The organism is Kingella denitrificans ATCC 33394, assembly GCF_000190695.1.
In the GTDB taxonomy this organism is placed as follows: Bacteria; Pseudomonadota; Gammaproteobacteria; order Burkholderiales; family Neisseriaceae; genus Kingella_A; species Kingella_A denitrificans.
Genome location: NZ_GL870929.1, coordinates 2,160,365 through 2,173,804, shown reverse-complemented (window position 1 = coordinate 2,173,804; position 13,440 = coordinate 2,160,365). Strand labels below are relative to the sequence as shown.

Annotated in this window: 16 protein-coding genes; 12 read left to right on the top strand and 4 right to left on the bottom strand. The window is 53.6% G+C overall.

Features of this window, described 5'->3' with window-relative positions; translation table 11 throughout:
• Nucleotides 1-3: 3 nt before the first annotated feature.
• Complete coding sequence (locus HMPREF9098_RS10815) at nucleotides 4-1,899, bottom strand: monovalent cation:proton antiporter-2 (CPA2) family protein (RefSeq protein ID WP_003784780.1); 1,896 nt, start codon at nucleotides 1,897-1,899, stop codon at nucleotides 4-6.
• A gap of 574 nt (nucleotides 1,900-2,473) precedes the next feature.
• Here HMPREF9098_RS10815 and pdxJ point away from each other — a divergent pair.
• Both pdxJ and acpS read left to right on the top strand, forming a co-directional pair.
• Entirely contained in the window at nucleotides 2,474-3,208 is a 735-nt protein-coding gene (gene pdxJ / locus HMPREF9098_RS10810) for a pyridoxine 5'-phosphate synthase (protein WP_040564497.1), read from the top strand.
• A complete protein-coding gene (gene acpS / locus HMPREF9098_RS10805) occupies nucleotides 3,205-3,582 on the top strand; it encodes a holo-ACP synthase (protein WP_003784772.1) in 378 nt (125 codons plus the stop codon). Before pdxJ ends, acpS begins: the two co-directional genes overlap by 4 nt.
• 138 nt (nucleotides 3,583-3,720) lie before the next feature.
• Here acpS and HMPREF9098_RS10800 read toward each other — a convergent pair whose 3' ends face one another.
• The 3 genes from HMPREF9098_RS10800 to cmk form a co-directional block, all read right to left on the bottom strand.
• Nucleotides 3,721-4,020, bottom strand: a complete 300-nt coding sequence (locus HMPREF9098_RS10800; RefSeq protein WP_003784771.1) for an integration host factor subunit beta — start codon at nucleotides 4,018-4,020, stop codon at nucleotides 3,721-3,723.
• A 9-nt stretch (nucleotides 4,021-4,029) separates the two neighbouring features.
• Nucleotides 4,030-5,703, bottom strand: a complete 1,674-nt coding sequence (gene rpsA, locus HMPREF9098_RS10795) for a 30S ribosomal protein S1 (RefSeq protein WP_040564495.1) — start codon at nucleotides 5,701-5,703, stop codon at nucleotides 4,030-4,032.
• 184 nt (nucleotides 5,704-5,887) lie between these two features.
• Nucleotides 5,888-6,556, bottom strand: a complete 669-nt coding sequence (cmk, locus tag HMPREF9098_RS10790) for a (d)CMP kinase (protein WP_040564493.1) — start codon at nucleotides 6,554-6,556, stop codon at nucleotides 5,888-5,890.
• Between the two features lie 243 nt (nucleotides 6,557-6,799).
• Between cmk and HMPREF9098_RS10785 the strand changes: the two genes are divergently transcribed.
• From HMPREF9098_RS10785 to HMPREF9098_RS10750, 10 genes are all read left to right on the top strand, one after another.
• Entirely contained in the window at nucleotides 6,800-7,933 is a 1,134-nt protein-coding gene (locus HMPREF9098_RS10785) for a phospholipase A (protein WP_040564491.1), read from the top strand.
• Between the two features lie 166 nt (nucleotides 7,934-8,099).
• A complete protein-coding gene (locus HMPREF9098_RS10780; protein WP_003784762.1) occupies nucleotides 8,100-8,717 on the top strand; it encodes a DUF502 domain-containing protein in 618 nt (205 codons plus the stop codon).
• Between the two features lie 36 nt (nucleotides 8,718-8,753).
• Nucleotides 8,754-8,960, top strand: a complete 207-nt coding sequence (locus HMPREF9098_RS10775; RefSeq protein WP_003784761.1) for a tautomerase family protein — start codon at nucleotides 8,754-8,756, stop codon at nucleotides 8,958-8,960.
• A gap of 56 nt (nucleotides 8,961-9,016) precedes the next feature.
• A complete protein-coding gene (locus tag HMPREF9098_RS12370; RefSeq protein WP_257004636.1) occupies nucleotides 9,017-9,145 on the top strand; it encodes a hypothetical protein in 129 nt (42 codons plus the stop codon).
• A 47-nt stretch (nucleotides 9,146-9,192) separates the two neighbouring features.
• On the top strand, nucleotides 9,193-9,660 hold the full coding sequence (locus HMPREF9098_RS10770) for an Ivy family c-type lysozyme inhibitor (protein WP_003784759.1): 468 nt from the start codon (nucleotides 9,193-9,195) through the stop codon (nucleotides 9,658-9,660).
• A 61-nt stretch (nucleotides 9,661-9,721) separates the two neighbouring features.
• A complete protein-coding gene (locus HMPREF9098_RS11250) occupies nucleotides 9,722-10,114 on the top strand; it encodes a hypothetical protein (RefSeq protein WP_003784758.1) in 393 nt (130 codons plus the stop codon).
• An 88-nt stretch (nucleotides 10,115-10,202) separates the two neighbouring features.
• On the top strand, nucleotides 10,203-12,011 hold the full coding sequence (gene aspS / locus HMPREF9098_RS10760) for an aspartate--tRNA ligase (protein WP_003784754.1): 1,809 nt from the start codon (nucleotides 10,203-10,205) through the stop codon (nucleotides 12,009-12,011).
• A gap of 14 nt (nucleotides 12,012-12,025) precedes the next feature.
• Entirely contained in the window at nucleotides 12,026-12,226 is a 201-nt protein-coding gene (locus HMPREF9098_RS11890; protein WP_003784752.1) for a hypothetical protein, read from the top strand.
• A gap of 247 nt (nucleotides 12,227-12,473) precedes the next feature.
• Nucleotides 12,474-12,992 (top strand): hypothetical protein, encoded by a 519-nt coding sequence (locus HMPREF9098_RS10755; protein ID WP_003784749.1) that lies wholly within the window; start codon nucleotides 12,474-12,476, stop codon nucleotides 12,990-12,992.
• A 68-nt stretch (nucleotides 12,993-13,060) separates the two neighbouring features.
• Complete coding sequence (locus tag HMPREF9098_RS10750; protein ID WP_040564489.1) at nucleotides 13,061-13,354, top strand: hypothetical protein; 294 nt, start codon at nucleotides 13,061-13,063, stop codon at nucleotides 13,352-13,354.
• The last annotated feature ends 86 nt before the right edge of the window (nucleotides 13,355-13,440 follow it).

The window sequence follows — 13,440 nt, the reverse complement described above, 5'->3', positions numbered from 1 at the left end:
TATTTACGAAATCCCCTGCTTCATGCGAGTCAGTTCGTTCTCATGCTCTTCTTCCCATTCCACTTTTTCGCCGCGCAGCAACGCTTGCAGCATATTTTTGGTTTCCGTATCCGTTTCTTTGAATACTTCAATCATTTTTTCATTGGCAAACAGCGGGATATTCGGGTCGTACACATCCGCCACGCGGTCGGACAGATAGCGGTCGCGCGCCGCATAAAACTTGCTCAATTCGCGCGCCTGTTCGGGCGACAAACCCATTTTTTCCAGCGCAATCCGTCCGCCGCGCATGGCCGAATCCACTATCTCGCGGATGACATAATTCGCGCCCGCATGATGCAAATCATAAGCATGCATACGGTCATACGCACGCGCCATAATCGGCAGCTTGGGATAATGGCGGCGCACATATTCCACAATTTCCGTGCTTTTCTTTTTATCACCCAGCGTAACCACCAACAGTTTTGCACGCCCCAAACCGATGCTGCCCAGCAATTCGGGACGCGAAGCATCGCCGTAATACGTTTTAATGCCGATTTTGGCCAAGCCTTCCACCATTTCGGCGTGGTTGTCAATTACCGTGGTGTGATAGCCGCAAGATGTCAGCATGCTGTTGATGTGCTGGCCGAAGCGCCCGTGTCCCAACACAATAACAGGATTTTCTTCATGAATCTGGTCTTGCTCGCGCTCTTCGTTTTCCGCCACAATGGAACGCGGCACAAACACCTTGTCATACAGGATAAACAGCAGCGGCGTCAGCACCATCGACAACGCCACCACCAGGCTGATACGGTCATTTACCGCCTTCGGCAAAACGTGGTTTTGTTTCGCGATGGACAGCAGCACGAAACCGAATTCGCCCGCCTGTGCCAAGCTCAAGCCGAACAGTTTTGCAGCCAACGGCGGCAGGCGGAACAGTTTGCCCAAGCACCACAGAATCACGCCTTTTACCAACAGCAAGCCCAGCGTCATACCGATGATGGGGAAAAACTGGTTCTTCAGCAGGGTGAAATTCATGCCTGCGCCCACTGTGATAAAAAACAGTCCCAAAAACAAACCCTTGAACGGCTCCAAATGGCTTTCCATTTCGTGACGGTAATTGCTGTTGGCCAATGCGACGCCGGCAATGAACGCGCCCAAGGCAGGCGACAAGCCCACCAGCGACATGAGCGTGGCAATGCCGACCACCAATGCCAGCGTAAACACCATAAACATTTCATGCACATGGTGCTTGCTGATGAAGCGGAACACCAAGGGCACAATATAGCGCACCGCCACGATAATCACGGCAATGGCGGCAACGCTGACCAGCGCCACCACCCAACCGGGCTGATGCTCAAGCAAATCGATACCGGCATGACCGGCAGCGGCTGCATTTTTGGCATGGGGCGACGTGGCCAGCAAAGGCAGCAAGGCCAGCATGGGAATGGCGGCAACGTCTTGAAACAGCAATACGGCAAAACCTGCCTGGCCGCCCTGCGTGGACAATAATTGTTTTTCGTTGAATGTTTGCAGCACGATGGCGGTGGACGACAAGGCCAGAATACAGCCAACGGCGACGCCAACCTGCCACGAATAGCCCAGCGCATAAGCAATACCCGCCACGGCTGCCAAAGACAGGCCGACCTGCAACCCGCCCAGCCCCAAAAGTTTATGGCGCAGCTGCCACAGCATTTTCGGCGCGAGTTCCAAACCGACCAAAAACAACATCATCACCACGCCGAATTCGGCAATATGCTGAATCGACTCGGTTTCCTTGCCTACCAATCCCAGCATCGGGCCAATCATGATGCCCGCCATCAAATAACCCAAGACGGAACCCAAACCTAATTTTTGGGACAGCAACACAGCGGCAACTGCAAATGCGAGATAGGTAAATGCGGCAAGTAAAATCGTGGTCATGGCGTTTCTTTGGCAGCGGTGGTTTATATAAGGTTTAAATTTTGGGAATTATATCATAAATCATACTGTTATCCTAGTATTTTCCACCAGATCGATGCCGATTCCATACTATCTTTCCTGCTGTTTTATGAACGATTCTGCCATATTTTCTTTTGAAAAAAGCAGCCTGCACTTTTCCATACGGATTAAAAGTGCAGGCTGCTTTCAAAGATGGTGCGTTGCATTCTATACACACATAAATTGCCCGACAAAGCATATCCGTGCCTCGCAAGCCCCCGATAGTTGGCAAAAGCAGCCTGCACTTTATTCTTCGGGCGCAAAAAAATGGTGTGGAATCCAATCCACACCAAAACACACACACATCAAGAGGAAAATCTAAACAAACAACTACATGGAGAAACCGTGCAGGCTGCTTATTCGATGGCTGGATTATAAAGTAATCTCTCGAATGCGTATTGATACAAATCAATTCCATGCCAGTTATCCCCATTTTTCCGTTGCCATAGTGAAAGCCGCGCGAATTCGCTATAATCCGCCGTTCGAACATTCATTATTTCATTACAAGGCGAACCTTATGCTGCTCGGCGTTAATATCGACCATGTTGCCACTTTGCGCAATGCGCGTGGCGTTTCCTACCCCAGCCCGCTGGAAGCCGCTTTGATTGCGGAAACGTACGGCGCGGATTTGATTACCCTTCATTTGCGCGAAGACCGCCGCCATATCAAGGATGACGATGTGGCGCTGATTAAACAGGCCATCCGCACGCGCATGAACCTGGAAATGGCGATGACGGAGGAAATGCTGGCGCACGCGCTGCGTATCCGTCCGGAAGATGTGTGCATCGTGCCGGAAAAGCGCGCCGAAGTCACGACTGAAGGCGGCTTGGATGTGATTGGGCAGGCGGGCAAGGTGCGCCATTATATTTACGAATTGCAGGCTGCCTCGATTCGCGTCTCCATTTTTATTGCGCCGGATAAACCGCAGATTCAAAAGGCATTCGATATGGGCGCGCGCGTGGTGGAACTGCACACCGGTGCGTATGCCGATGCCGCAACGCCGGAACAGTGCCGGAATGAATTGCAGCGTATCCGCGAAGCGGCGCAATTTGCCGCGCAACTGGGCATGACCGTAAACGCTGGGCACGGCCTGACCATTCACAACGTTGCGCCCATCGCCCAAATTCCCGAAATTGCGGAGCTGAACATTGGGCATTCGCTCATCGCGCAGGCGGTGTTCTTGGGGCTGCCGAAAGCCATCGCGCAAATGAAAGAAGTGATGTATCGGGCGCGCAACGGATTAGCCGCATGATTTACGGCATCGGCACGGATATTGTGGCGGTTGCGCGGATTGCCCTGCTGCACCAAAAATACGGCAGCGCGTTGGCACGACGCATTTTAAGCCCGCAAGAACTGGAACAATGTGCAGGCTGCTTGGACGAAGTGCGCTTCATCGCCAAACGTTTTGCCGCCAAAGAAGCATTATCCAAAGCCTTGGGCACCGGTATCCGCGAACCGGTGAGCCTGCGCCATATCAGCATCATGCATAACGATTTGGGGCGGCCGGAATTTGCCTGCGCCCCCGAATTGCAGGCATGGCTGGAACAACGGCACATCTGCCGCCTTCATTTGAGCCTGAGCGATGAAACGGAATATATACAGGCTTTTGTCGTAGCCGAAATGTAACCACTATTTAAAAGCATTAAAAAGCAGCCTGCACATGAATATCAACATGCAGGCTGCTTTTCTGAATGCCGATGCCAAAACAAAACCGCACTTCCCTTCATCGAAAAGTGCGGTTCTTCCTATTAAAGCATTGGCTGTTTAAACGTTATCAACACGTTCGCGCAGCTCTTTGCCGGGCTTGAAATGCGGTACTTTTTTAGCAGGAACTTGAACGCGCTCGCCCGTTTTGGGGTTACGGCCCGTGCGTGCGGGACGCTCGTTCAAATCAAAACTGCCAAAACCGCGGATTTCAATGCGCTGGCCTTTTGCCAAAGCGCGCGTCATGGTATCTACCAAAACTTTCACGCTGTATTCGACATCTTTGGCCTGCAATGCGCTATCGCTGTGTTTTTCGGCAAACACCTCGGCCAAGCGGGCCATGAGTTCCGATTTGGTCATAGCAATACCTTAGTTTTTGTTCAAAGATGCTTTCAGCAAGTCGCCCAAGCTGGTTGTGCCTGCGTTGGCAGGAGCGGCAGATTGTGCGGCTTTCAGGGCTTCATCGTTCGCTTTCGCATCTTTGGCTTTAACAGACAATTTGATGCTGCGGTTTTTGCGGTCCACGTTCGTGATGATGGCTTCAACTTCGTCGCCTTCTTTCAGTTTGGTGGTCAAATCTTCAACGCGCTCGCTATCAAATTCGGAAGCAGGCAGGTAACCTTCCACTTCGTCGCCCAATGCAATCACGGCACCTTTGGCTTCAACGGATTTCACAGAACCTTTCACCAACGCGCCTTTGTCATTTACAGACAGGTAGTTGTTGAACGGATCGCCTTCCAGTTGTTTGATGCCCAAAGAGATGCGCTCTTTTTCCACGTCGATGGCCAATACAACGGCTTCCACTTCTTCGCCTTTTTTGTATTTGCGGACAGCTTCTTCGCCGCTTTCGGTCCAAGACAGGTCAGACAGGTGCACCAAGCCGTCGATATTGCCGGGCAGGCCGACAAACACGCCGAAATCGGTAATGGATTTAACCGCGCCTTTGATTTTGTCGCCTTTTTTGAAGTTGGCTTCAAAATCTTGCCATGGGTTAGGCTGGCATTGTTTCATGCCCAAGCTGATGCGGCGTTTGTCTTCGTCGATGTCCAAAATCATCACTTCCACTTCGTCGCCCAGTTGAACGACTTTGCTTGGGTGTACGTTTTTGTTGGTCCAATCCATTTCGGAAACGTGTACCAAACCTTCGATGCCTTGTTCGATTTCGACAAATGCGCCGTAATCAGTCAGGTTGGATACTTTACCGAACAAGCGGTGGCCTTGCGGATAGCGGCGGGCCAAACCGTCCCATGGGTCTTCGCCCAGCTGTTTCAAGCCCAGAGACACGCGTTGTTTGTCTTGGTCGAAACGCAATACTTTGGCTTCCACTTCTTGACCCACTTCCAATACTTCGCTTGGGTGTTTCACACGGCGCCAAGCCAAGTCGGTGATGTGCAGCAGGCCGTCGATACCGCCCAAATCCACAAACGCACCGTAATCGGTGATGTTTTTCACGATACCTTTCACCAATGTGCCTTCTTGCAGGTTTTCCATCAGGGCTTTACGTTCTTCGCCCAATGTGGCTTCCAGCACGGCGCGGCGGGATACCACGACATTGTTGCGTTTGCGGTCGAGTTTGATCACTTTGAACTCGACTTCTTTGCCTTCGAAGTGCGAAGTGTCTTTGATTGGGCGGACATCCACCAAAGAACCCGGCAGAAACGCGCGGATGCTGTTGATCATAACGGTCAGGCCGCCTTTGACTTTGCCGTTGATCACGCCGGACAGGATAACGCCGTCTTCCATGGCTTCTTCAAGTGTGATCCAGTCTGCGGCACGTTTGGCTTTTTCGCGCGACAGTTTGGTTTCGCCGAAGCCGTTTTCCACAGATTCAATGGTAACGGTTACGAAATCGCCGACTTTCACTTCCAAGTCGCCGTGCGCGTTTTTGAATTCTGCAATATCAATCAGAGACTCTGATTTCAAACCTGCGTTGACGATAACGAATTTATCGGTAATGTCCACCACTTCGGCAGTAATCACTTCGCCGTGGTTCATTTCCTGGGTTGCAGAGTACTCTTCCAATAATTGGGCAAAATTTTCCATGTTTGGGTTTGCTTTCATTGCACCGCCAAGGGATGCGGGGTAAGGGTTGGTTGATGCGCCGCTATCCCTGGCATATCGGCGCGTGGTGTTACAAAAAAATCTTTCGTGTGCAGGCTGCTTTTTGCTATGCGGCACTGGACACAAAGTGGCGGATTATAATGCAGTTTCAAAAATTTGCACAGTTTTATTTGCACAAAACGGCGCAATCTTCCCGATACCAGTCCAAAACCTGCCGAACGGCTTCGTCAATCGTGCGGTGGGACGTGTCCAGCAAATGTGCGTCGGGCAGCTGCTGCAACGGGGCGACGCTGCGGCGGCGGTCGGCTTCGTCGCGCGCCATGATGTCGGACAGGATGCGCTCGAACGCCACGCCTTCGCAGGCGATACCGATTTGCTTGGCGCGGCGCTCGGCACGGATTTGCGCGCTGGCAGTCAAAAAGATTTTGCAGGCTGCCTGCGGAAACACGACCGAACCCATATCGCGGCCGTCTGCCACCAGGCCTTGTTCCGTGAGGAAATCGCGTTGGCGTTGCAGCAGGGCGGCGCGCACCTTGGGCAGCGCGGCAATGGCAGACGCGCCCATGCCCACGGCTTCGGTGCGGATGGCCTGCGCCACATCTTCACCGTCCAGCAAAACGCGCCCGCCGTCAAACACCACGGGCAGGCAGCCTGCACATTGCGCCACCGCAGTTTCGTCATTCCAATCAATATGTTGCCTTTGTGCAAACAATGCTGTCAGCCGGTACAGCGCGCCCGAATCCAGATACGCCCAGCCCAGTTCCGCCGCCACCCGCGCCGCCACCGTGCCTTTGCCCGATGCGGACGGGCCGTCAATCGCAATCACTTTCTGCATTTTCCGCTCCGTTTTGCTTGAAAATAAAGCCGCCATTTTATCATCAGTCGGGTGCAGGCTGCTTTTTATTGCGGCAAAAGCAGCCTGCACACATTCAATCAACTGAAATTTTAATCATTTTTGGAATATGCCAGCCACATGGCGATTTTACATTCGCCGCACACCGAACCCCTATTCAACCCATGCCGAAATAGATTAAAATCAGCCCATTTTATTCGGCCGCCGTGCCCTGATTTTTCCGCCATGAAGACACCGTCCGCATCATTACTGACCACTCTGTTCGCCGCCACAACGCTGGCACTCCCCGCTGCCAGCCAAGCCAACGATGCCGGCCTGACCTGCACCACGCTGACCGACAATGCCGCACGGCTCGCCTGCTTCGACCGCGTTTACGCCGCCCAGCTGCCGCCGCAACGCGCCATCGAAACTCCGGCCGAACCGCCCAAAAGCGTGGATTTGGTGAAGAGTTATGAAGCCACCGTTGCCGAAAAGCAGCCTGCAGTGGTGTTCGCCCACGAGCCGCAGCCGGAAGCATTGTCCGCGCCGACCGATGCCTACACGCCGCTGGCACAGCTGTTTGATTTGGAGAAAAACCACGAAAGCGGCATTTTGAGCCTGCGCGAGCACGAAGAAATGTACATCCTGCCCGTTTGGTACCGCAGCAGCCCGAACTACACGCCATATACCCCGTCGCGCGGCTATGCGATAAACGACATCCAGCAAAACCAGCTGCGCACCGAAGCCAAACTACAAATTTCCTTAAAAACCAAAGTGATGGAGGACTTGTTCCGCACGCGCGCCGATTTGTGGGTGGGCTATACGCAACAATCCAACTGGCAGGTGTATAACCAAGGCTCGAATTCCGCCCCCTTCCGCAATACTGACTACGCCCCCGAAATTTTCCTGACGCAGCCCGTGAAGGCATGGCTGCCGGGCGACGGCAAACTGCGGATGCTGGGCGCGGGCTATATCCACCAGTCCAACGGCCAATCGCGGCCGCTGTCGCGCTCGTGGAACCGCCTTTACCTGATGGCCGGTATGGAATGGGGCAAACTTTCAGTGATGCCGCGCCTGTGGCTGCGCGTCGACCCGAAAGGCAAAGACAACGACAACCCGGACATTTCCGACTATATGGGCTACGGCGATGTGCGCCTGGCGTATCAGTTCAACGAAAAACACACGCTCACCTCCACCCTCCGCTATAACCCGTTCACCGGACGCGGCGCCGTCAAAGTCGGCTACACCTTCCCGATACGCGGCCGCCTGAAAGCCTATGTCCAAGGCTTCCACGGCTACGGCGAAAGCCTGATCGACTACAACCGCAAGCAAACGGGTATCGGCGTGGGCATCATGTTCAACGGCTGGGACGGCTTGTAAAAGCAGCCTGCACCCTGCCAGCCCCAGTTTTTTTTGCCGTTTTGCGACACAATCCCGAGTTCCCCGCATTGCAGGAAAAGATATGCCGAAAGCAGCCTGCACTTTTAACGCAAACCGCGTATAATGTCGCGCCACGCAAACAAACCGCTCATCACACAACACCATTATGGGTAATTTATTAAAAAAATATCTGATTACAGGCTTGCTGGTTTGGTTACCCATCGTCGTCACCATCTGGGTCATTACCTATATCATCGGCGCGACCGACAAACTCATCAACCTGATTCCCGAACAATGGCGGCTGGAAAACCAACTGGGGCTGCAAATTCCGGGGCAGGGTTTCGTCATCGCCATCGTGATTCTGTTCATCACCGGCGTGCTGACGGCCAACGTATTGGGCAGAAAATTCCTGGAAGGATGGGACAGCCTGCTCGGGCGCATCCCCGTGGTCAAATCCATCTATTCCGGCGCGAAAAAAATTTCCGAAAGCCTGTTTTCCGACAACGGGCGCTCCTTCAAAACCCCCGTGCTCGTGCCCTTCCCGCAGTCCGATATTTGGACGGTCGCCTTTGTATCGGGCGACGTGCCGCAAGCCCTGCGCGAAGCCCTGCCGGACGGCGGCGAATATATCGCCGTCTATGTGCCGACCACGCCCAACCCCACCGGCGGCTATTACATCATGGTGCGCCAAAGCGATATCCGCGTGCTGGACATGAGCGTGGACGAAGCATTGAAATACGTGATTTCGCTCGGCATGGTCATGCCCGACGACGCGCAGGTGTAAAAGCAGCCTGCACCCTAACCACGAACAGGAAACCCTATGCCTTATGTAAACATTAAAGTGACTGGCGGCCGCGAAGCCCCAAGCGCGGAACAAAAAGCCGAACTTATCGCCGGCGTAACCGATTTGCTGGCGCGCGTACTGAACAAAAATCCCGAAACCACCGTGGTCGTGATTGACGAAGTGGACATGGACAACTGGGGCATCGGCGGCAAAAGCGTTACCGAGCGGCGCAAACAAAGTTGATGTGCAGGCTGCTTTCGTTTCCATCCCTATCCGCAGGCAGCCCTAAAGGTTTCCCCATGTTGGAAAGCATTTGCACCCAAACAACATTTTCCCGCGACCCCAGCCCTTGCGGTATCAACTCTTGGATGGTCATGTTGGCATTAGTCATTATCGTGATTGCCTTATGGTATTGGGAAAATCATTAAACTCAGGTAGTCCGAAACAAAATCCAACAGCCATAAAACAGAACACCATGAAAACCCTCCCCGCCCTACTTCTCGCACTCGCCCTATCCGCCTCCGCCACCGCCTTCGCTGCGCCCGTCACCAACGCGAAAGGCGAAGAAGTGTTCCTGTTCGACTGGCACAAGCAGCAGCCTGCATTCAGAAAACTTTGGCGCGAACAAATCGGCAAACATGCACCCCAAGCCCCCATGCACAACTGGGTGCGCCAAATGGCCGGCCCCATGCCGCCGCTGGAGCGCGTGAACATCGGCGGCAAGACCTATTACTACACCAATATGTGCCAGCAGCATAACTGCCCGGGCAACCGAATGTATATCCTGACCGACAGGCAGCGCATCGTTGCTTATCATGTTGTTTATAAAAATGATGACTCCTTTTCTGCAGACAATCCGGATCAAACCTACATTTACGGTAAGCCCACGGAAGCAGAATTAAATTTTCTGAAGTCAGAATGGCGCAAAGCGTGGTCGCAATAACCGCATTCGCCGCTTGGATTTTCAGGCAGCCTGCACCAGACTTTGAAAAGGACGAAACACCATGAAAAAACTATTCCTATCACTCGCGCTAGCATTGTGTTGCACTCACGCTTCGGCTGAAAATTTCACACCGCAATTAAAAGGCAAGCGCTTAATTTTGGAAAATGCAGCCTGCGCAGGCTGGACATTCGACCCATCAGGCAGATTTGCCGACTGGCGCAACGAAGGAGATTGCGCCGGCACGGCAGGCGATTACAAAAGCCGCTGGCGCGTGCAATGGCTGGACAACGACAATCTCCTACTGACCGAAACCGAACGCAGCGATGAAAAAATGCCGCCGCGGAATTTTGTTTACCAAGTGGTCAGCATCAACGGCAGAACCGTGAAACTCAAAGAATTTTGGACGGGCTGGGGAGAACACCGCCCGAGCATCACCACCTTCACCATCCGATAAGCTGCTTCGGCCATACCCAATGGTGCCTCAGGCAGCCTGCACCAGATTTTATACATAACCCTTTAACTTTAAAAAAGAAAGAAACAACATGCGTACCAACTACTGCGGCCTAATCAGCGAGCAATACTTAGATCAAACCGTAACCGTCAAAGGCTGGGTGCACCGCCGGCGCGACCACGGCGGCGTGATTTTTATCGACCTGCGCGACCGCGAAGGCATCGTCCAAGTCGTGATTGACCCTGACACGCCCGAAGCGTTTGCTCTGGCCGATTCCGCCCGCAACGAATATGTTTTGAGCATCACCGGCCGTGTGCGCAACCGCCCCGAAGGCACCACCAACGACAAAATGGTGTCCGGCAAAATCGAGATTTTGGCCAAAGAAATCGAAATCCTGAACCCCGCCGCCACGCCGCCGTTCATGATTGACGATGAAAACATCAGCGAAACCGTGCGCCTGCAAAACCGCGTCATCGACCTGCGCCGCCCCGTGATGCAGCGCAACCTGCGCCTGCGTTATCAGGTAGCCATGGGCGTGCGCCGCTATTTGGACGCACAAGGCTTCATCGACATCGAAACCCCGATGCTGACCCGCTCCACCCCCGAAGGCGCGCGCGACTACCTCGTGCCCAGCCGCGTGCATCCGGGCGAATTTTTCGCGCTGCCGCAATCGCCGCAGTTGTTCAAACAACTGCTGATGGTGGCCGGTTTCGACCGCTACTACCAAATTACCAAATGCTTCCGCGACGAAGACCTGCGCGCCGATAGGCAGCCTGAATTCACCCAAATCGACTTGGAAACCTCGTTCCTGAACGAGGATGAAATCATGGACATCACCGAAGGCATGGCGAAACAAGTGTTCAAAGACGCGCTGGGCGTGGAACTGGGCGACTTCCCGCGCATGCCCTATTCCGAAGCCATGTTCTACTACGGCTCAGATAAACCTGATATGCGCATCAGCCTGAAATTCACCGAGCTGACCGATTTGATGAAAACGGAAGAATTCAAAGTGTTCCGTGGCGCCGCCGACATGAAGGGCGGCCGCGTGGTGGCTCTGCGCGTGCCGAACGGCGCGAAACTCAGCCGCAAGGAAATCGACGAATACACCCAATTTGTCGGCATCTACGGCGCGAAAGGCTTGGCCTACATCAAAGTGAACGATGTAACCAATTTAAGCAACGGCGAAAACAGCGGTTTGCAGTCGCCCATCGTTAAATTCTTGTCCGAAAGCAGCCTGCACGAAATCATCAAGCGCACCGGCGCGCAAAACGGCGACATCATCTTCTTCGGCGCAGACAAAGCCAAAGTGGTGAACGAAGCCATCGGCGCATTGCGGATTAAAATCGGCAAAGAACACGGCGCAGACAACGGCTATTTCGTGGACGAGTGGAAACCGCTGTGGGTGGTGGATTTCCCCATGTTCGAATACGACGAGGAAAACGACCGCTGGGCCGCTATGCACCACCCGTTCACCTCGCCCAAACCCGGCCACGAAGACCTGATGGAATCCGACCCAGAAAACTGCCTAGCCCGCGCCTACGACATGGTGCTCAACGGCTGGGAAATCGGCGGCGGCTCCATCCGTATCCACCGCGCCGACATCCAAGAAAAAGTGTTCGCCGCGCTGAAAATCACGCCTGAAGAGCAACAGGAAAAATTCGGCTTCCTGCTGGACAACCTGAAATTCGGCGCACCGCCGCACGGAGGTTTGGCATTCGGCCTCGACCGGCTGGTTACGCTGATGACCGGCGCCGAATCCATCCGCGACGTGATTGCCTTCCCGAAAACACAACGCGCGCAATGCCTGCTGACCAACGCGCCGAATGCGGTGGATGACAAACAGCTGCGCGAATTGAGCTTGCGCCTGCGCCAAAAAGCGGCGGAAAACAAAGAAGCGTAACCACGGTAACGAACGTGCAGGCTGCTTTTTCATCTCAACCAAACGATGAAAAGCAGCCTGCACTTTTATTGAACAATCCCGTCTCTGACGGCACGATTTCCAATGCACCCACCATCAATCAAAACAAAGGGAAAATACAAACACAATCACGCAACACAAAAAATGTCCATTCAAACATTTGCAAGAATAAATTTACTTCACACACAAATATGTAAAAATGCAGGCTGCCTGCTTGACACAAACTTTACTTTCCTGCACAATGCCGAACATTCTTAACTGGAAACGTTATTATGAACGCTACACGACTCGCTCAAGTGTGTTATTGGTGCCCACCTCGGTGCGGTACTGATTTGTCGTGTGCAGCGTAATCACACTATATCGAATTTCAGACCGCCCGCTTCCGTGGCGGTTTTTTTGATTGTGAGTCCATGCCGCCACTCCATTAAAATAAAGGAGAGCACCATGTTCGCACAAATAATCCACGCTAATATTTCCCCCGCCGAACAAACCGAGCTGCGCCAACTTTGCCTGATTACCGACGGCAACGCCCACCGCCCCGATTTACTGCGTACGGCCGATATGTCTTCCGGTCATGCCGATGTGGTCAGCGAAGCCTTGTTGCCCGAAATCCGCAGCACCGCCATGCTGATTGCCGCTTCCCGCCACGACTGGAACACGCCGACACCGGATGTTTTTGCCGATGAAGCCGATTGGTTTGCCGCACGCATCCTGTTGCTGAACGTCCGTTTTGTGCATTTGCACACTTCGCTGGCCCCCATGCTGCAACTGGCCAACAGCCGCGCCCAAGCATTTGCGGAACGAAACCGCCTGCCGTTCACTGCGGCCAAAATCCGCCCCAGCCTGCACAACAAACGCCCCGCACATGTACTGCTGATGGCCTGCGACCTACCCGCCGCACAGCAAACCCACTGGATTGCCAGAAGTTCCGCATTACGGCAATTATTGGTTAAATCCGTGTAAAGTTTCCCACAAGCGGTTGGAATCGGGTTACAGTAGCCGCTCATGCAAACCTCGATAAGGAGTACACAATGAAAATAATGCATACGCTGGTTGTCATGAGCATGGCCTTGAGCTTGTCTGTTGCACACGCGGGCGAACGCGAACCCAAAATTGCCAGCAACACTTCCGGCATTTCCGACAGCGAATTTATCAGCAACATCGCCGGCGCTTCCGTCGGCATGGGTGCGAAAGAACCTTTGTCCATCAGCGCCAGCCGCAACGGCGGCAAATTGGTGGTGGTGGTCACCGGCAGCAACGGTACAAGCTGCAAAATCCCCACCAGCGGCAATCCGCCACAAATGCAAGGGATTAACTGCCAATAATCCCCTTTTCGCAACCTTGCTCCAAAAAGCAGCCTGCACTTCCCAAAGGTGCAGGCTGCTTTCTGTATGCTACAATCACCGTCTCT